At 65.3% G+C, this 18474-nt stretch carries 16 protein-coding genes; 9 read left to right on the forward strand and 7 right to left on the reverse strand.

All coding sequences use genetic code 11. The features are described from left to right. Positions 1-13 precede the first annotated feature (13 nt). From pseI to H3H39_RS03430, 4 genes are all read left to right on the forward strand, one after another. Positions 14-1069 (forward strand): pseudaminic acid synthase, encoded by a 1056-nt coding sequence (gene pseI / locus H3H39_RS03415; protein ID WP_182151846.1) that lies wholly within the window; start codon positions 14-16, stop codon positions 1067-1069. Next, complete coding sequence (gene hisH / locus H3H39_RS03420) at positions 1069-1683, forward strand: imidazole glycerol phosphate synthase subunit HisH (RefSeq protein ID WP_182151847.1); 615 nt, start codon at positions 1069-1071, stop codon at positions 1681-1683. The genes pseI and hisH overlap by 1 nt, the downstream gene beginning before the upstream one ends. Then, complete coding sequence (gene hisF, locus H3H39_RS03425) at positions 1680-2489, forward strand: imidazole glycerol phosphate synthase subunit HisF (protein WP_182151849.1); 810 nt, start codon at positions 1680-1682, stop codon at positions 2487-2489. The genes hisH and hisF overlap by 4 nt, the downstream gene beginning before the upstream one ends. A 95-nt stretch (positions 2490-2584) precedes the next feature. Next, complete coding sequence (locus H3H39_RS03430) at positions 2585-3793, forward strand: N-acetyl sugar amidotransferase (RefSeq protein WP_182151851.1); 1209 nt, start codon at positions 2585-2587, stop codon at positions 3791-3793. 67 nt (positions 3794-3860) lie between these two features. Here H3H39_RS03430 and H3H39_RS03435 read toward each other — a convergent pair whose 3' ends face one another. The 3 genes from H3H39_RS03435 to H3H39_RS03445 are packed head-to-tail and all read right to left on the reverse strand — an operon-like array spanning position 3861 to position 8981. Beyond that, positions 3861-5582: a hypothetical protein gene (locus H3H39_RS03435; protein WP_182151853.1), complete on the reverse strand. Its 1722-nt coding sequence runs from the start codon at positions 5580-5582 to the stop codon at positions 3861-3863. 9 nt (positions 5583-5591) lie between these two features. Beyond that, positions 5592-6419 carry a hypothetical protein gene (locus H3H39_RS03440; RefSeq protein WP_182151855.1) on the reverse strand — a complete coding sequence of 276 codons (828 nt, stop codon included), beginning with the start codon at positions 6417-6419 and terminating at the stop codon, positions 5592-5594. 9 nt (positions 6420-6428) lie between these two features. Further along, positions 6429-8981, reverse strand: a complete 2553-nt coding sequence (locus H3H39_RS03445) for an O-linked N-acetylglucosamine transferase family protein (RefSeq protein ID WP_182151857.1) — start codon at positions 8979-8981, stop codon at positions 6429-6431. Positions 8982-9238: 257 nt separating this feature from the next. On the opposite strand from H3H39_RS03445, the gene nudC reads away from it, so the two are divergent. After that, on the forward strand, positions 9239-10060 hold the full coding sequence (nudC, locus tag H3H39_RS03450) for an NAD(+) diphosphatase (protein ID WP_182151859.1): 822 nt from the start codon (positions 9239-9241) through the stop codon (positions 10058-10060). Positions 10061-10156: 96 nt separating this feature from the next. Further along, on the forward strand, positions 10157-10723 hold the full coding sequence (gene folE / locus H3H39_RS03455) for a GTP cyclohydrolase I FolE (RefSeq protein ID WP_182151861.1): 567 nt from the start codon (positions 10157-10159) through the stop codon (positions 10721-10723). Positions 10724-10811: 88 nt separating this feature from the next. Here the strand turns inward: folE and H3H39_RS03460 are convergent, their stop codons facing one another. Both H3H39_RS03460 and H3H39_RS03465 read right to left on the reverse strand, forming a co-directional pair. Continuing rightward, a complete protein-coding gene (locus H3H39_RS03460) occupies positions 10812-12494 on the reverse strand; it encodes a M20/M25/M40 family metallo-hydrolase (protein WP_182151863.1) in 1683 nt (560 codons plus the stop codon). A 30-nt stretch (positions 12495-12524) separates the two neighbouring features. Then, positions 12525-13433 (reverse strand): LysR family transcriptional regulator, encoded by a 909-nt coding sequence (locus tag H3H39_RS03465; RefSeq protein WP_182151864.1) that lies wholly within the window; start codon positions 13431-13433, stop codon positions 12525-12527. Between the two features lie 124 nt (positions 13434-13557). Between H3H39_RS03465 and H3H39_RS03470 the strand changes: the two genes are divergently transcribed. Then, complete coding sequence (locus H3H39_RS03470; protein WP_182151865.1) at positions 13558-14571, forward strand: aldo/keto reductase; 1014 nt, start codon at positions 13558-13560, stop codon at positions 14569-14571. 155 nt (positions 14572-14726) lie between these two features. Beyond that, complete coding sequence (locus tag H3H39_RS03475) at positions 14727-16358, forward strand: methyl-accepting chemotaxis protein (protein ID WP_182151867.1); 1632 nt, start codon at positions 14727-14729, stop codon at positions 16356-16358. A gap of 68 nt (positions 16359-16426) precedes the next feature. Here the strand turns inward: H3H39_RS03475 and H3H39_RS03480 are convergent, their stop codons facing one another. Further along, positions 16427-16972 carry a hypothetical protein gene (locus H3H39_RS03480; RefSeq protein WP_182151869.1) on the reverse strand — a complete coding sequence of 182 codons (546 nt, stop codon included), beginning with the start codon at positions 16970-16972 and terminating at the stop codon, positions 16427-16429. A gap of 274 nt (positions 16973-17246) precedes the next feature. Further along, positions 17247-17858: an OmpW/AlkL family protein gene (locus H3H39_RS03485; RefSeq protein WP_182151871.1), complete on the reverse strand. Its 612-nt coding sequence runs from the start codon at positions 17856-17858 to the stop codon at positions 17247-17249. A gap of 278 nt (positions 17859-18136) precedes the next feature. Here H3H39_RS03485 and bufA2 point away from each other — a divergent pair, with 278 nt between their 5' ends. After that, a complete protein-coding gene (bufA2, locus tag H3H39_RS03490; RefSeq protein ID WP_182151872.1) occupies positions 18137-18421 on the forward strand; it encodes a BufA2 family periplasmic bufferin-type metallophore in 285 nt (94 codons plus the stop codon). Positions 18422-18474: the final 53 nt, after the last annotated feature.

Consider the following 18474-nt stretch of genomic DNA (forward strand, 5'->3'; position numbering starts at 1 on the left):
CCAGAGAGTGAACATGAAAATCGCGCATCGCCAGGTCGGACTCGGGCACCAGCCCTTCGTTATCGCCGAAATGTCCGGCAACCACAATCAATCGCTGGAGCGGGCCCTGGAAATCGTCGAGGCCGCCGCCCGCGCCGGCGCGCATGCCTTGAAGCTGCAAACCTATACCGCCGACACCATGACGCTGGACGTGGCCGGCCCCGATTTCGTCATCAACGACCCCAAGTCGCTGTGGAACGGACGCACCCTGTACGACCTGTACCAGGAGGCCCATACCCCGTGGGAGTGGCACGCGCCCATTTTCGCGCGCGCCCGTGAACTGGGCATGATTCCGTTCAGCACCCCGTTCGACGACAGCGCCGTCGATTTCCTGGAAAGCCTGGACGTGGCCTGCTATAAGATCGCCTCGTTCGAAAACACCGACTTGCCGCTGATCCGGCGCGTGGCCGCCACCGGCAAGCCGATGATCATTTCCACCGGCATGGCCAGCATGGGCGAGCTGGACGAGACGGTGCGGGTGGCGCGGGCCGCCGGCTGCCAGGATCTGATCCTGCTCAAGTGCACCAGTACCTACCCGGCCCTGCCCACCAATACCAACATCCTGACCATCCCCCACATGCGCCAGTTGTACGGCTGCGAGATCGGCCTGTCCGACCACACCATGGGCATCGGCGTGTCGGTGGCGGCGGTGGCGCTGGGGGCGAGCGTGATCGAGAAGCACTTCACCCTGAACCGCGCCGATGGCGGCGTCGACTCGGCCTTCTCGCTGGAGCCGGCCGAACTGCAAGCGCTGGTGACGGAAACGGAACGCGCCTGGCAGGCGCTGGGGCAGGTCAGTTACGGCGCCACGCAGGCCGAGCAGGCGTCGACCAAATTCCGCCGTTCGCTGTACGCCAGCTGCGACATCGCGGCCGGCGCGCCGTTGACGGCCGATAACGTGCGCGCCATCCGTCCCGGTCTGGGACTGGCGCCCAAGCATCTCGGCACGGTGCTGGACAGCCGGGCCAAGGTGGCCATCGCGCGCGGCACCGCCTTGCGCTGGGACTTGCTGGACCAGGGAGAAGCATAGTGCAACGGGTCTGTATCCTCGACTACGGGTCGGGTAATGTGAAGTCGGTCTACAATCTGTTTGCCGCGCTGGCCACGGACGTGGTGGTCTCCAACGAGGTGGCCGATATCGAGGCCGCCAGCCATATCGTGCTGCCCGGCGTGGGCGCGTTCGCGGCCGCCATGCGGCGCATCCACGAGCGCCTGCCGCTGGACGTGCTGGAACGGGTGGTGCGCCAGCAAGGCCGGCCCTTCCTGGGCATTTGCGTCGGCATGCAAGTGCTGGCCGACGTCGGCCACGAGTTCGGCGAGACACCCGGCCTGGGCTGGATAGGCGGCAACGTGCGCCGGCTGGAAGCCGGTGACCTGCCCTTGCCCCATGTGGGCTGGAACAATATCGACGTGGTGCGCCCCAGCCCCCTGCTCGCGGGCCTGGAGCAGGCGCCGGACTTCTATTACGTGCACAGCTTCATGTTCGACGTGGCGCAGCCCGGGCAAGTGCTGGCCACCAGCGACTATGGCGGCACGTTCTGCGCCGCCGTCGGCCGCGACAATGTGTACGGGGTGCAATTCCATCCTGAAAAGAGCCAGCGCGCCGGCATGCGGCTGGCCAAGAACTTTTTGGCTTTGTCATGAAAAAACATCGCGTCATCCCGGTCCTGCTGTTGCGCAACGGTTTCCTCGTGCAAAGCAAGCTGTTCAAGCGGTACCAGAACCTGGGCAATCCCGTCACGGCCGTCAAGCGCTTGTCGGAATGGGGCTCGGACGAATTGATCTACCTCGATATCACGCGCGACGACACCTATGACATGCGGCGCGACGACCTGGGCCACGCCAACCACGATAGCGTGCTCGATATCATCGAGGACGTGTCGCGCAATGCCTTCATGCCGATCACCATCGGCGGGCGCATCCGCAGCCTGCAGGATATCGAAAAACGCCTGTCGCGCGGCGCCGACAAGATCGCCATCAACACCATCGCGCTGGACGACCCGGCCTTCATCACGACGGCGGCGCGCGAATTCGGTTCGCAGTGCATCGTGGTGTCGATCGACGCCCGGCTGGAGGAGGATGGCGTGCACCGCGTGCGGCGCGACGGCAACCGCGAAGCCACCGGCTGGACCGCCGTGGACTGGGCCCGCCGCGTGGAACAGATGGGGGCCGGCGAGATCCTGCTCAACTCCATCGACCGCGACGGCATGAAGAACGGTTACGACCTGCCCCTGCTCGACACGGTCAGCGCCGCCGTGCGGCTTCCCGTGATCGGCTGCGGCGGCGTGGGCGAGTGGGAACACATGGCGCAAGGTTTGCAGCAAACCCGGGTCGACGCCGTGGCGGCCGCCAATATCTTCCACTACAGCGACCAGAGCGTGTACCTGGCCCGCCAGCACCTGTACGGCGCCGGCCTGCTGGTGCGTTCCCCCGAGCTGCTGGAGATCTGAGGCCGGCGCGCTCGATATTGGCTTAGGGCAAAAAAAATCATCCACGCCATGCCCGTTGCGCTATGATCAACGAAACTTAGTCCTATGGAGTCATGATGAGTAATTATCGTCGGATGCAATACTGCAGCCGCTGCACCTACCCCTTTGTCGCCGTCAATCTGGCGGTCGATGACGACGGGATCTGCAGCGCCTGTCATACGGCCGAGGCGTTCGAAGAGTTGACGCCGGAATTCTGGGCCCAGCGCAAGAATCTGTTTGAACGCAAGATCGAGGAATTGCGCAAGCATAAGCCCGACAGCGACTACGACTGCATCGTGCCGGTCAGCGGCGGCAAGGACAGTTACTGGCAGACCCATATCATGGCGGTCGAATACGGCCTCAAGCCGCTGCTGGTGACCTACCACGGCAACAATTATCTGCCCGAGGGCAATTACAACCGCGACCGCATGCGCGAAGTGTTCAATTGCGATCACCTGGTGATGGGCCCCAGCGTCGAGGTGTTGAAAAAGTTGAACCGTCTGTGCTTCCGCAAGATGGGCGACATGAACTGGCATGGCCACTGCGGCATTTTCTCGCTGCCGATCCAGATGGCGGTGCGCTTCAATGTGCCGCTGATGGTGTGGGGCGAGATCGCCTGGGATATTTCGGGCATGTATGACCCGAACGATTTCGTCGAATTCTCGGCCCGGGTGCGCCACGAGCATGGCTTGCGCGGCTTCGAATGGTACGACATGCTGAACGACCCGCAGGAGCCGTTGAAGGAGAACGACCTGATGTGGGCCAAGTATCCGAATGATGACGATATCCTGAAGACCGGCGTGCGCGGCCTGTATATCGGTAACTTCTTCAAATGGGACCCGTACAAGCACACCCAGCTCATGAAAGACCTGTATGGCTGGAAGGAGTCGGCCACCCCGTTCGAGCGCACCTACCGGCGCGCCTCCAACCTCGACGACCGCTACGAGAATGGCATCCACGATCTGCTCAAGTTCGTGAAATTCGGTTATGGCCGCGGCTCCGACCATGGTTCGAAGGATGTGCGTACCGGCTATATGACGCGCGAGGAAGCGGTCGAGATGGTGCGCAAGTACGATCACGTGGTGTCGGGCGACCTGCAGTACTGGCTGGACTATGTGGACATGAGCGAGGAAGAGTTCTGGCGTACCGCCGACCGCTTCCGCGATCCACGCGTATGGTGGATCGAGAATGGCAAGTGGCACAAGGATAACATCTGGGGCGGCTCATCGGCCTACGGCGAGGTGCACCTGACGCAGGCCGAGCAGGCGCGCTACCTGCGCACGTAAAGCGCCGCCGGGCGCCGCCAGGCACGGGCGGGTACGCCAGTGCGGCGCGCCCGCCGGTGCCGCGGGTTCAGCCTGGCCGGCCGCCGCCGGCCGGGCCATCCAGGAAGGCCCGCAGCGGCTGGGCATCGCGGTAGGCCGACAGGTAGGCCGTGAATTGACGGCGGCGGAAATGATCCAGCGCCACCGGATCGCGCAGCAGCGTGGTGGCGGTCCTCAGCGTTTGCGCCACGCTGGCGCGCGGGATGATGTCCGGATCGGCCACCATCGCTTCCACATTGCTCATGTCCTTGACCACCGGGTTGAGCAAGGGGATACCGCGGTTGAGGAATTCCAGTTCGGCCGACGTCGGCGCGTCGTACATCAGGCACAGGTCGCAGCTGACCGCATAGTCGCTCATCGGTATTTGCACCGCGCTCATCAACATGTCGCGCTCCAGCCCCAGTTCCTGTTCCAGCATGCTGATCAGGAAATAGGCCGGCTTGCAGCGCAGCGTGAATTCCAGCTGGTGCTCACGGCACCAGGCCACCATCTGGCGCAGGCCCGCGATATAGGCCGGCAAGTCGGTGGCATAAATCCCATTCAACGACACGGCCTGCAGCAGGATGCCGACCCGGGCCAGCGGCTTGCGCGGCGCGGTGGCGAACTGCAGCTGTTCCGGAAACGCCAGGCTGGCCTGGGCCGCGCGCCGCCCATCCGGCCGCAGGATCACGTCGCCCTGGATCGGGTGGGTCAGGCACAGCAGGTTGCCATAGTCGAAGAAGATGTCCGAGGTGGTCTTCGAGTGCGGCACATACAGGACCGGCAACTGGTGGCGTTGCGCGAACGCCAGCAGCGGCCCGTGGAAGTCGGTGTCGTGGTCGGCCAGCAGCAGCCGTTCCGGCTTGCTGTGCTGGAAATGTCGCTCCAGCAGCGCCTGCGTCACCAGCTGGTCGCAATAGACTTGCGCCACGTGCTCGGCCTGGCGGCGGCGAAAATGCGGCAGCAGCGGGTAGGCTTGCAGCATGGCGTCGATCTCGGCCGTCAGCAGGCTTTGCAACTCCGGCAAGGCTGCCTGCCACGCCGGCGGCAGCAGCCCCAGCAGCGCGTCCTGGGATGCCGTCTCGATGGTTTCATGCGCCACCACCGGCATGTTGAAGTAACGGCCCTTCAGATTCACCACCTGCTTGCCACTGGCCGCCAGTTCCGCATTGAAGTACCCGATGTCGTACATGCAGGTCGGCAAGTGCGTCAGCAGCAGGTGGCGTTCGCCGGCGGGACGGATCTCGCTCAGCGCCGGCACCTGCCGTTGCGGCGCCTCCTTGGGCGGGTAGGTGAACGGCGCCAGCTCCACGCCGTGCTGGCGGCAGTAATCGAGCAGCATGGCGCTGGGCAGGAAGGAATTGAAATAGTAGGCCAGCGGCGTATCGCAGACCAGCACGTGCAGCTTGCAGTGGCTGAAATGGGCGGCCATGGCAGGCCAGATTGCCTGGTTCCAGCCCAGCGTCATGAACAGGAAATACAGATTGTAATGCTGCCAGCCGGCGATCGAGAGGCCGGGCGCGAGGCGTGCGATGAGCGGGTCCAGCCGCTGTTCAAATGCAGTGGCCTGGCGGTGCGCGGCGCGGTCCATGTCGTTGAACGAGGGGGCGTCGGGCCAGGCGATCAGTTCCGCGCGCGCCAGGCCGGCGTGCCGGATGCGGTCGAGCAGGGTGGGATCGAAGGTGACCACCCGGTAGCTGTCGAGGGGGGCGGCGATCTGAAGCGCCGGCCCGATATCGTCGCTGTGCAGGATGAGGATCAGGTTTTCCATGGGGGGCGATCAGGTGGCGTCGGCGGCGGCGGCGGGATGGCGCAGCTTGTCGCGCAGCGTGGCGTAAGCTTCGCGGTACTGGTGGTAGCCCTGCTCGCGCATGGCGATCTTGAGCGCATCGCTGAGCACGGCTTCGAGCTTGAACTGGTTGAGCGGCGTGCCCGACCAGGCGCAGTCGAAGGTGTTGTAGGCGGCCACCCGCCATGCCGGGTTGACGGTCAGCAGCAGCGAGACGATGCGCTCCATCAGGAACACCTTGCGCTGCACGGCGCCGGGGTAGTTGGTCGCCTGGGTCAGTTGCCGCTGCAAGTCGCTGGCCGGCCCTTCGCACAGGGCGAACAGGGCTTCGTTCAGCACCAGCCAGGCGCGCCAGAAGGCCGGCCGCGCCACGAAGTAATTGCTGAACACGACCTGGCGCGTATCCATCACCAGCGTGCCCAGCGCCAGCGGCTGGCCGACCTCGGCCAGGAACGCTTCGGCGGCGCCGATGAAGCCGGGCGAAAACACTTCTTCCTGCTCGAACACGTTGAGGAAGAAGGCGCCCATGTCGGCTTGCGGGCTGAAGGTGACCACGTCGGCGCGGGCCGCGTTGGCTTGCACGAAGGCCGTCACCTGGGCCGCGCTCAACCCCGTCTTCTGGGCAAAGCGGGGCGAGAAGAAGCCATACCAGGCATCGTCATCGAGCGCGTGATCGAGCAGGTAATTGCGGATCGGCCAGTACTCGCGCCAATCGTTGTGCGGACTGTTCAGGTTGTCGAGCGGCTGGTAGCCGGGCGGCACCTGGGCCAGGGTCTGCTCCGAATAGGCGATATGGAAGAGGTGAACGGCATCGGCCATGGGGCATCCTTATGCGGTGGCGACGGCTTTGACGACGTACTGGAAGGCGGTGGCGTCCTGCACGGCCAGGTCGGGGTCGTTGCCGCTGGCCAGGGCCATCTGGCGCAGCGCCGCCTCCATGGCGGCGCTGGGCCGGGTCAGGATACGGGCGATCATGTTCTCGACCCGGTAGCCGTTGGCCTGGAACAGGTCGATGATGGTCAGGCGCGTCAGCCAGCGGATGTGGGTGCGGTCGAGGATGCCGGAATCCTGGTAGATGAACTTGCCGCCGTTCAGGTGCGCCTGCAAGCCCCAGTATTGCGCGTTTGGAATGCAGGCCACGACTTCGGTGCCGGCGCCGGAGGCGTGCTTGATGCGGCGCAGCAGCTGCCATGGGTCGTACAAATGTTCCAGCGCGTCGGCGAACACCCAGCACTGGGCATCTTTGCCTATGCGGTTGATGGTGTCGTCCGACAGCTTTTCGACGTTGCCCAGTATGACTTCCGTGCAATGGCGGCGCGAGGCGTCGGCGTAGTCGGCGTCGATCTCGATGCCGACGTAGCTGCAGCCGGGGTTGGCGTCGCGGTAGACACGCGCCAGCGCGCCGCTGCTGGAGCCCACTTCCACCACGCCGCCGTAATCCTTGCGCATGAAGTTGTAGACGTCGGCGTTATGCACGTCGTTGATCGGGGTTTGCTTGATTTCCTGCGTCGGGTGCATGGCGATTCTTTCCAGTTGGTCTTCCAGGTTGCGCACGAGGCGCGGACTGTCGAACAAGGGACAGCTCAGGCGATTGTCGGCCAGGCGCTGCTTGAGCGTGGCCAGCAGGGATGGCTGGCGGCCCAGCTGCACCGCCAGTTCCTCGTAGTCGGCCAGGTTGTGGGTCACCAGCTCCGGCAAGCCGGCCGCCAGCAGCAGGCTGCCGGCCATGCGCGAGGAGAAGGTCTGGCCGGCGCAGGTCAGCAGCGGCAGTCCGGCCCACAGGGCGTCGCTGCCGGTGGTGCCGGCGTTGAAGGTGTCGGTGTCGAGGAACAGGTCGGCCACCTGGTAGCGGGCCAGGTATTCGGTCGGCCCCACGCGCCCCGCGAAATACAAGCGTTCCGGATCCACGCCGGCGCGCTGGGCGCTGGCGCGCAGGTTGTCGCGCACCACCTGGTGGTCGGCCACCAGCCACAGCACGCTGCCTGGCGTGCGCTGCAGGATCCGCATCCAGCACGCGAAGATGGTTTCCGTGATCTTGAAATTGTTGTTGAAGGAACAGTAGACGAAGGCGTCCTCGGGCAGCCCGCACGCGGCGCGCGTGGGGCGCGGGCCGATTTCGCGCTGGCGGTCGTTGATCTGGAAGGTGTCGGGCAGATACAGCGGCCGTTCGACGAAATAGGCGGCCAGGTCGGGCGGCAACACGAAGCGGTCGGCCAGCACATAGTCGATGCAGGGCAACGCGGTCGGGCCGGGGAAGCCCAGGTAGGTCACTTGCACGGGCGCCGGGCGCCAGGACAGGATGTTGGGCCGGGTGCCGGCCGTGAGGCCGTGCAGGTCGATCAGGACGTCGATTTCATGCTCGCGGATGCAGCGCGCGGCCTGTTCGTCGCTCATGTGGGCGATGGGGATGTAGTGATCCATGGCACGCACCACGCGCGCCCGCAGCGGTGTCCCATCTTCCTTGCTCCAGGAGAATGCATACACTTCGGTCCGGCTGCGGTCATGCAATTCATACAGCTCGGCCGTCAGGATCGAGACCGCGTGCGACTGCAGGTCCGATGACAGGTAGCCGATGCGCAGACGGTCGTGCCGGTAGCCATCGGCCGGCGCCAGCGGCGTGGTCGGCGTGATGACGTTTTCGGCCACGAAGCGGCGCGCCGCGTCCAGCTGCACTTGCGGGTCGCCCGACGCGCTCAGCACGGCCAGCGCCGAGGTGTGGGCCCGCATCGCCTGCGAGGTGACGCCAGGGATTTCCGCGTAGATCGGCCATTTACATTGTTTCTGGCGCAAATGGATCAGGTGGGTGATCACCTTGGGTTGGGCCGGGTCGACCAGCAGGCTGCGGGTCAGCATATCTTCCGCTTCCGGATACTGCTTGAGAATTTCCAGCAACCGTCCCAGGTTGTTCAGCGCCTGCTGGTAGAACGCCTGGTGGGCCGGCTCGTCCGGTTTGGCGATCGCGGTGACGCTGTTCCACTGCGTCAGCGCGCCGCGCGGGTCGCCCTTGCGTTCGAGCAGGGTCCCCAGGTTCAGCAAGCCTTCGATGAAATCGGGCTTGAGTTCGAGCGCGCTACGGTAGGCCGCCTCGGCGCCGTCGAGGTCTTGCAAATTGGCGAGCGTGACGCCCAGATTGAACAACACCGCGTACTTTGCCGGCGTCTCGGTGTGGGCCAACCACAACTGGAACAGCGCCACTGACTGGGCGGGGTGGCCTTGCTCGGTCCATTGCTGGGTGAGGTTGAACAGGTCCGTGATCGGCAAGGCACCGGTGCGGGCCAGCTGGGTGGCCAGCTCGGCGGTGCGTACATGGTCACTATTGCGCAAAGCGGCGGTAAACGCTTGGAGAAGAGCCGGTGGGCTCAGTTTGGATGTATTTGTCATCGTTCAATCGTTGTGCAACGGTTCGCCAGTGGCCGACACCGGCCTCATCCAACCGGCCGGCGAGACGCTTGCCCCAGAGACATGCGCAGATCATTCTAAACCAAAACAGCAGCAGGTCGGCGGTTTTCTCGGGGCGGCCGGGGGGCGCATTGGGCCCACGATGGCGGGGGCCGGCGCGAGCGCGTGGGCGTCGCCGTGTGAGCAATTTTGAAACACGGTAAGATGGACACCGTTATCGATGACGCACCCATGGCCCCATGCTCCGCACCCCTGCCGCCTTCATTCCCCTGCTCCGCCCGCCAGCCGATGCCGCACCCTGGACCTTCCTAGTGTATCGCGGGCAGTTGCTTTTGTGCAACAGCGATTTGTCGTTGCCGCCCGCTGCCGCGCTCGGCCCGTTGGCGCTGGCGCCCGAGCGCATCCACCCGGTCGGTATGCTGGACGGCCAGTACTACCAGACGGCCTGGACCGACAGCGATGCCGTGCCGGGGCCGGAATACGGCTGGCACAGCCTGCGCGCCCTGTTTGGCGTGTGCGACGACGGTTTTCTCGGCGTGGCGGGGCGGGCTGTGCAACTGGCCGAATGGGCCCGTACCCACCGCTTTTGCGGCGCCTGCGCCACGCCCATGCAGCATGTGGCGGGCGAGCGCTGCTACCAGTGCCCGGCCTGCGGCATGAGCGCCTACCCGCGCATCTCGCCGGCCATGATGGTGCTGATCCGCAAGGGCGAGCAGGTGTTGCTGGCCATGCACGCCAATTCGCCCTACCAGCGCTACACGGCGCTGGCCGGCTTCCTGGAGGCGGGCGAATCGATCGAGGAAGCGGTGCACCGCGAAGTGTACGAGGAGGTCGGCTTGCGGGTGCATAACCTGCGCTACTTCGCCAGCCAGCCCTGGCCGTTCCCCCACTCGCTGATGGTGGCCTTCACGGCAGATTACCTGGACGGCGAGATCCGGGTCGATCCCGCCGAGATCGCCGACGCGCGCTGGTTCGGCCCGGATGACGCGTGGCCCGAGATGCCCATCACCGTGTCGGTCGCGGCCGCCCTGATCAACGCCCACCGGCCGCCGGGGCGCTGACGGCGCGGCGCGCGGCTTGCCGCGCCGTCAGCCGATCCTCCGCCCGCATTTTCTATATACTGGCGGCAATCGTTATTTTTATGGTCTTACATCATCATGTCTAAAGAAGAAGCTTTCACGGAACAAGACTGGCGTCGCCTGCTCAGTTCGCTGGGCGAGGATCCGGACCGTCCCGGCCTGGCCGAAACCCCGCACCGGGTGGCCAAGGCCTGGAAACACTGGACCTCGGGCTACGAGCAAGACCCGGTCGCGCTGCTGAAAGCGTTCGAGGATGGCGCCGAGCAGTACAACGAGCTGATCGTGGTGAAGAATATCCCCGTCTACAGCCATTGCGAACACCACCTGGCGCCGTTCTTCGGCAAAGCCACGGTCGGCTACCTGCCCAATGGCAAGATCGTCGGCCTGTCCAAGCTGACCCGTCTCGTGGACTGCTTCGCCAAGCGGCTGCAAGTGCAGGAGCGGATGACGATCCAGATCGCCAACGCGCTGATGGAAGTGCTGGAACCGAAGGCGGTGGGGGTGGTCGTCAAGTGCCGCCACATGTGCATGGAAAGCCGCGGCATCCGCACGCCGGGCGAGGAAACCATCACCTCGGCCATGCTGGGCGAGTTGCAGCCCAACCTGGCGCTGCGCACGGAATTCCTGGCGCTGGCGCGCGACTGACACGCCCAAAAAATCAGGGACGGACCCCGATTTGCGCTCGCGCAAATCGGGGTCCGTCCCTGATTTTTTTTGCTGGCGCCGGATGGGTTTATTTCGGCCGCGCCGCCAGCGATTGCTCGCGCGCGGCCTTGAATTCGGCGCCCGGTTTCCATTGCGGGGTGGTGCCGCCTTGCGCCACCTGGTGGCCCACTTCGTACAACAGCGCGATATCCTGCGCCGCGCCGCGCAAATCCCAGTCCGCTTCCACCACGTCGTGCACGGTGTGGTATTGGTTGGCTGTGTAAGCCTGGCGCTTGGCCAGCGCCGCCGCCGCGCCCGCGCCCGTGTATTGCGCGCCGCCGCGCAGGATCAGGGCCGGCACGCCGGCGCGCGCGAATTCCAGCTGGTCGTTGCGGAAGTAGGTGCCCAGCTCGGGATTGATCTCGCCATGCACGGTGCGCCCCTGGGCCTTGGCGGCGCTGACCACCACCTCCTCGGCATCGCTGCGGCCCATGCCCACCAGTTCCACGTCGCGCGTGCGGCCCCACAGGTTGATGCCGTCCACGTTCAGGTCGAGCACGGTCTTGTTGAGCGGGTAGAGCGGATTGCGCGCGTAGTATTGCGCGCCCAGCAGGCCCCGTTCCTCGCCGGTGGTAAACAGGAACACGATGCTGCGCTTGGGCGCCGTGGGCAGCGCCTTGTAGGCCTTGGCCACGGCCAGCAGGGCGGCCACGCCCGAGGCGTTGTCGCGCGCGCCGTGGAAGATCTGCTGGGTGCGCGGCCCCGGCAGCGTCGTGTCGATGCCGAAATGGTCCCAGTGCGCGCTGTAGAGCACGACTTCATTCTTGAGCGCCGGGTCCGAGCCGGTGACCTTGGCCACCACGTTGTTGGACGCTACCTCACGCCACGAGTTCTGCGCGCTCAGGCTCACTTTCACGCCCAGCGCCACCGGCTTGAAGTCGCGCGACAAGGCGCCGCGCTGCAACTGGTCGAAGTCCTGGCCGCCGGCCTTGAACATGGCGCGCGCCTGTTCCAGCGGCAGCCAGCCGGCCAGCGGCGGAAACGCGGGGTTGGGCCCCTTGCTCTTGATGGTGAACACTTCCCGCGCCAGGCTGGCGCGCACCACTTCGTAGGGATAGCCGGCCGGCTTGGTGTCGTGCACGATCAGCACGGCGGCCGCGCCCAGCTTGGCCGCCATCTCGAACTTGTAGTTCCAGCGCCCGTACCAGGTGAGCGCCTTGCCGCCGAACTGGCTGGCGTCGAGCTGTTTCGGATGCTTGGGGTCGGGCAGCGGCGGATCGTTGATCAGCACCACCAGCGTCTTGCCGTGCAGGTCCACGCCTTTGTAGTCGTCCCACTGGTATTGCGGCGCCGTGATGCCGTAGCCGACGAACACCAGGTCCGAATCGGCCACGTTGAGCTGCTTTTCCGTGCGCGCGCTCCAGGCCACGAACTGCTCCGGATAGGCCAGCTTGACGGGCGCGCCGGCGCCAGCCCGGTAGCTGAGCGTGGGATGGGTGGAAATGCCCACCATGGGCACGGCTTGCAGATAAGTGCCGTCCGGGTTGCCCGGTTCCAGGCCCAGTTTCTTCAGTTGTTGTTGCAGGTAGTCGATGGTGAGCGTTTCGCCATGGCTGCCCGGCGCGCGGCCTTCGAACTCGTCCGAGGCGAGCGTGGTGATCTGGGACAGCATGGCGTCGGTGTCGACGTGGAGCGGCGCGGCGGTGGGGGCGGCGCCGGCGGCGGCGCACGCGCACAGCGCCAGCAACGCCGCGTAGGGGTGAAATGTCATGGGGAAGAATGCGGTTGGCGGAAGAATGGCTTATTTTGACACAGAATGCTGCAACAGCACATCAGCCAGCCAGTCGACAAACACCCGCACCCGAGGCGACAGGTGGCGGTTGTGGGCATACACGATGTTGAGCGGCAGCGGCGCGGGCCGGTAGGCGGGCAGCACTTCCTCCAGTTCACCTGCCGCCAGCAAGTCCAGCATGCCGAGCCGGGGCGACTGGATCAGGCCCAGGCCGGCGCGGCAGCTTTCCAGGTAGGCTTCCGTACCGCTGACCGACACCTGGCTGCGCATGGCAAGCGTGCGCGGCACGCCTTCGCCATCCACGTATTCCCAGTCCAGATCGCGTCCGGTCTGGCTGGAAAAGAAATTGACGGCCCAGTGCTGGCGCAGGTCGGCCAGCGTGCGGGGCCGGCCGTGGCGGTCCAGGTAGGCGGGCGCGCCCACGTTGATCTGTTCCATGTCCGTCACCTTGCGCGCCACCAGCGTGGAGTCGCGCAGCACGCCGGCCCGCACGGCGCAGTCGATGCCTTCGCCCACCAGGTCGGCGTAGCGGTCGCGCGAACCGAGCTTGACCTGGATCTCGGGATAGCGCTGGAAGAAATCGGGTAGCGCCGGGATCACCACCTGGTGGGCGAGACGCTCCGGCAAATCCACCCGCAGGCTGCCGGCCGGCTGGCGGCCGTCGCCCAGGAACAGGCCGTTCAGGTCGTCCAGGTCGTTGAGCAGCGCGCCGCAGCGGTCCAGGTACAGCGCGCCTTCCACGGTCAGGCTGACCTTGCGCGTGGTGCGTTGCAGCAGACGCACCCCCAGTTGCTGTTCGATCGCTTGCACGGCGTTGGTCACGGTGGGCTTGGGCAAGTCCAGCTGCTGGGCCGCCAGCGTGAAACTCTTGCTGTCGGCCACGGCCTTGAAGATGTGCATGGCTTTCAGCTGGTCCATGATTATTAATTTTTCTCGAATAAAGTTATGTATTTTTGCACATTTATTGTGCAAGTCGATAATAGCATAATGGCGCCATCGCGCTCCCATCCTGGCGGCGCCCCACACCGAACTGGAGAATCACATGCAAACACGTCAACTTGGCCGTACCGGACCGCAAGTGTCGCAACTGGGCCTGGGCCTGATGGGCATGTCGGACCTGTATGGCCCGGCCGACCGCGCCGAAAGCATCGCCACCATCCATGCCGCGCTGGAGGCCGGCGTGACCTTGCTCGACACGGGCGACTTTTACGGCATGGGCCACAACGAGCTGCTGCTGCGCGAGGCGCTGGCCGGTGGCCGCCGCGCGCAGGCCGTCATCAGCGTCAAGTTCGGCGCGCTGCGCGACCCGTTGGGCGGCTGGAGCGGGGTGGATAACCGGCCCGTGGCGCTGAAGAATTTCCTGGCCTATACGCTGCAACGGCTGGGCGTGCAGCACATCGACATCTACCGCCCGGCCCGCCTGGACCCGGCCGTGCCCATCGAGGACACGGTGGGCGCCATGGCCGAGCTGGTCAAGGCCGGCCTGATCCGCCACATCGGCCTGTCGGAAGTGGGGCCGGACACGCTGCGCCGGGCCCACGCCGTGCACCCCATCAGCGATTTGCAGATCGAGTATTCGATGATCTCGCGCGGCATCGAGGACGGCATCCTGCAGACCTGCCGCGAGCTGGGCATCGGCATCACGGCCTACGGCGTGCTGTCGCGCGGCCTGATCAGCGGCCACTGGACGGCCCAGCGTGCCGGCGAGGGCGATTTCCGTGGCCAGCACAGTCCCCGCTTCCAGGGCGATAACCTGCGCCACAACCTGGCGCTGGTGGAACAGGTGCGCGCCATCGCCGATGAGATGGGCGTGTCCGTGGCCCAGGTGGCGATCGCCTGGGTGGCCGCGCAAGGGGCCGCGCATGGTGGCGATATCGTGCCGCTGGTGGGGGCGCGCAGCCGCACCCGGCTGGCCGAGGCGCTGGGCGCGGCCAGCGTGCACCTGTCGGCGGCCGATCTGGCGCGGCTGGAGCAGGCGGTACCGGCCGGCGCCGCCGCTGGCGCGCGCTACAACGCCCATGCCGTGGCCCTGCTCGACAGCGAGCGGCGCGCCTGATGGCGTAATGGCAACAAGGTGAGTGTGCTGTTATCACTCACCTTATCAAAACCTCTACGGCAAATTAACAACATGAATGACAGACAGTTCCCATCTGTATAGCTCTCTGCACCATTTCGGCGTATTCTTTCTCCTTGTCAACAAAGGAGCTCGCCGTGAATCGCCTGACCTTCCAACAAAAACTGTGGGTACCATTAATTTGCAGCCTGCTGTGCATCATGGCGATTTTCATCGTCGACGCTTTTCACGCGCGCGATGTGCGGATGGAGGAACGCAGCAATGATTTGCGCAACATCGTCGATAGCGCGCTCAGTGTCGTCAAAGGGTTCGACGCCCAGGTGGCGTCGGGCGCGTTGACCAAGGAAGAGGCGCAAAACCGGGCCAAGGCCGCGATCCGCAGCATGCGTTACGGCGCCGATGGCTACCTGTCGATCAACGATTCCAAATCCGTCGTCGTCATGCATCCGATCAAGCCGGAAATGGATGGCAAGGACATGGGCAGCTTGAAAGACCCCAAGGGCAATTACATCTATCACGACATCGTCGCCGCCGGCAACAGCGCCGAAGGTGGCGGCTTCGTGCGTTATTACTGGCCCCGTCCCGGTGCCGCCGACCCCGTCCCCAAGCTGAGCCGCGTGGGCCGCTATGCGCCGTGGGACTGGCACCTGCTGACGGGCGTGTATGTGGACGATATCGACACCGCGTTCCGCAATTCCTTGCTCGCCTCGGGCGCCGTGCTGCTGGCCGTGTGCGCCGTGCTGGCGCTGATCGTCAGCGTGGTCAACCGCAGTCTGCGCCACACCATCGGTGGCGATCCGGAATACGCGGGCGAAGTAGCGGCCCGCATCGCCAGCGGCGACCTGAGTTCGGCCGTGGACACCCACGACAGCGACCGTGGCAGCATCCTGTACGGCATGCGCGCCATGCGCGATCAACTGGCCGACACCATCGGCGAGATCCGCCACAGCGCCGAGATGATCGCCACCGCCTCGGCCGAGATCGCCACGGGCAATATGGACTTGTCGGCCCGCACTGAATCGCAGGCCAGCGCGCTGGAACAGACGGCCGCCTCGATGGAGGAACTGACTTCCACCGTGAACCAGAACGCCAGCAACGCGGTGCAGGCCAATGAACTGGTGGAGTCGGCCTCGGCCGTGGCCGAGCAGGGTGGACGCGTGGTGTCGCAAGTGGTGCAGACCATGGAAACCATCAACGCCTCGGCCACCCGCATCGTCGACATCATCAGCGTGATCGATGGCATCGCGTTCCAGACCAACATCCTGGCGCTGAACGCGGCGGTGGAAGCGGCCCGCGCCGGCGAGCAGGGCCGCGGCTTCGCGGTGGTGGCGTCGGAAGTGCGCAACCTGGCCCAGCGCAGCGCGGCGGCGGCCAAGGAGATCAAGACCCTGATCAACGATTCCGTCGACAGCATCAACGCCGGCAGCGCGCTCGTGGCCCAGGCCGGCACCACGATGGACCAGGTGGTGGCCAGCGTGTCACGCGTGACGGCCATCATGCGCGACATCACGGCCGCCTCGACCGAGCAGAGCACCGGCATCGGCCACGTCAACATGGCGATCACGGAAATGGATAGCGTGACGCAGCAGAACGCGGCCCTGGTGGAGCAAGCCGCCGCTGCCGCCGGCAGCATGCAGGAACAGGCGGCCCATCTGGCGGACATGGTGGCGCGCTTCCGGCTCAGTGGCGAGGCCGTGCGGTCCGCCGCCACGGCAGCAGCCCCCGCGCGCGTGGCCAAGCCGGCGCGCCGGGTGGCGCTGTCGCGCTAATCAACCGGCAGCAACGAACATGGGGGCGTGACACGATCGTGTCACGCCCCCATTTGTTTTCCGCCGGGTTATTGCGCCGCTTTGCCGGATGCCGGGGCGCCGCCGCCGGCCGCGCCGGGTTCGGCCGCCGCCTGGCCTTCATCGGCCTGCGCCTCCGGCTGGCCATCGGCCGCCGCGCCAGGCGCGCCGTCCGGCGAGAGCACGGCCGGCACGAACACCAGCTTGCCGCCTTCCACCCGGAATACGCCCAGCAAATCGCCCGCTTCCTTTTTCGGTTCCGGCAGCTCGGTGCAGGTTTGCGTCTCCACCTGCCACAGCTGGTTGCCGTCGCGCAGGATCCACCCTTGTTCGCCCAGGCCGAACAGTTCGATTTCCACTTCCTTGGCCGGCATGCTGCCCAGCGTGATGCGGCGCTGGCAGTCCGGCAAGCGCGACAGGATCAGCGACACGGCCGCGTCGCGCTTCCACAGGTGTTCCTGTTCCCGCTTGACGGTCAGCGCGTGACTGCTGCCGCGGCCGCCCACGTAATAGGAGGCCGAGTCATCGACGCAGGCCGTCAGCAGCAGGGGCAGGGTGGCGAGCAGGATCTTGCGCATGGCGGGAGTCGGTAGCAAAAAAGGTGGGTCCATTATAGCGGCAGCGGGGCGGGCGGATGGCGCCTTTGCTGCCCAGGCGGCGCATGCGGTGCGCGCGATGGGTGCCGTTCGCGGATGGGTGGCCAGGGTGGGCCGGAGACGGGATCGAAGCGGAAGCGAGAAGAAAACGAAACGGCAAGCGAAGCGGAAAGCGCAATGAAAAGCGCGTCGCGCCCGGCCGGGTAATGACCGGGGGGCGACGCTGGCGATACACGCGGCGGGCGCCGCGTGAATGGATGGGGAACCGGCTTGCTTAGAAGCGGTAGCCCACGCCCACGCCCACCAGCCATGGGTCGATTTGCACGTTGCTGACCTTGGCGCCGCTGACGAACACGTCGCTGCGGATCTGCACTTTTTTCACGTCGAAGTTGAGCGACCAGTTCTTGTCGATCTTGTAGTCCACGCCAGCTTGCAGGGCCAGGCCAAAGCTCTTGTGCTCCAGGCCACCGGCGCCGTTCAGCAGTTCCACCTTGGTGATGTTGGTGTAGTTGATACCAGCGCCGACGTATGGATTCAGTTGCGCGTCGGGCATGAAGTGGTACTGGGCCAGCAGCGTTGGCGGCAGGTGCTTGAAGGTACCGATGTTGGTGCCGTTCAGGGACACGTCATGCTTTTGCGGGTAGGTCAGTACCAGTTCGGCCGACACGTTGCGGGTGAAGAAATAGGAGATGTCCACTTCGGGAATGGTCTTGGAGCTCACGTGGATGAGGTCCGAAGCGCCCACGCCACCGACTGGGTCGGATTTGTTTGCAGGGTCCAGGTGCACGGCGCGTGCGCGCACCAGCCATGGGCTTTCTTCCGCCATCACGTTGCCGGCGAACATGCCGAGGGAGACCAGAATGATTGCTGCTGCAGACTTTTGCATTTGTATTTCCTCTCTTTGTTTCATTGAAGTAACGCAATCAGTCTATTGCTGCGGTGCCACAGAAACTTTGATCTAAGTCAAAATTGTCCGGGACATGGCGGTGTAGCCCGTTTGGCGTGCGCGCACCTTGATTTGACGAATATTTTTTGTTGGATGTGTAAGTAATCGCGGCAGTAGGGCGACAGAGGTGCAAGTCCACGCCGGGTGCCAACTGTTGTGACAGTGCCGGGCGGGATGGGACAACGTGTCCACCAATTCAACCCCACCTGGAGAACAACATGAACACCACCAACAACCGCATCACCACCAAATCCGCCGCCCTGATCGCCGCCGCCGTCGCCGCCATGGCCTTGTCGGGCGCCGCCGTCGCCGCCACCAGCACCATCGCCGCCGACGACACCGTACACTGCGCCGGCATCAACAGCTGCAAGGGCACCAGCGATTGCGCCACGGCGGAAAACGCCTGCAAGGGCCAGAACGTGTGCAAGGGCCACGGCTTCCTCAAGTCCAAGGCCGGCGAGTGTTTCGCCAAGCAGGGCAAGATCGTTGACCTGGATAAGTAAGCATCGCATCGCACGAGCGGGCGGCGCCTCGCTCCACCGGGCGCCGTCTCCCC

It is taken from the genome of Rugamonas apoptosis (assembly GCF_014042355.1).
GTDB lineage: Bacteria > Pseudomonadota > Gammaproteobacteria > Burkholderiales > Burkholderiaceae_D > Rugamonas > Rugamonas apoptosis.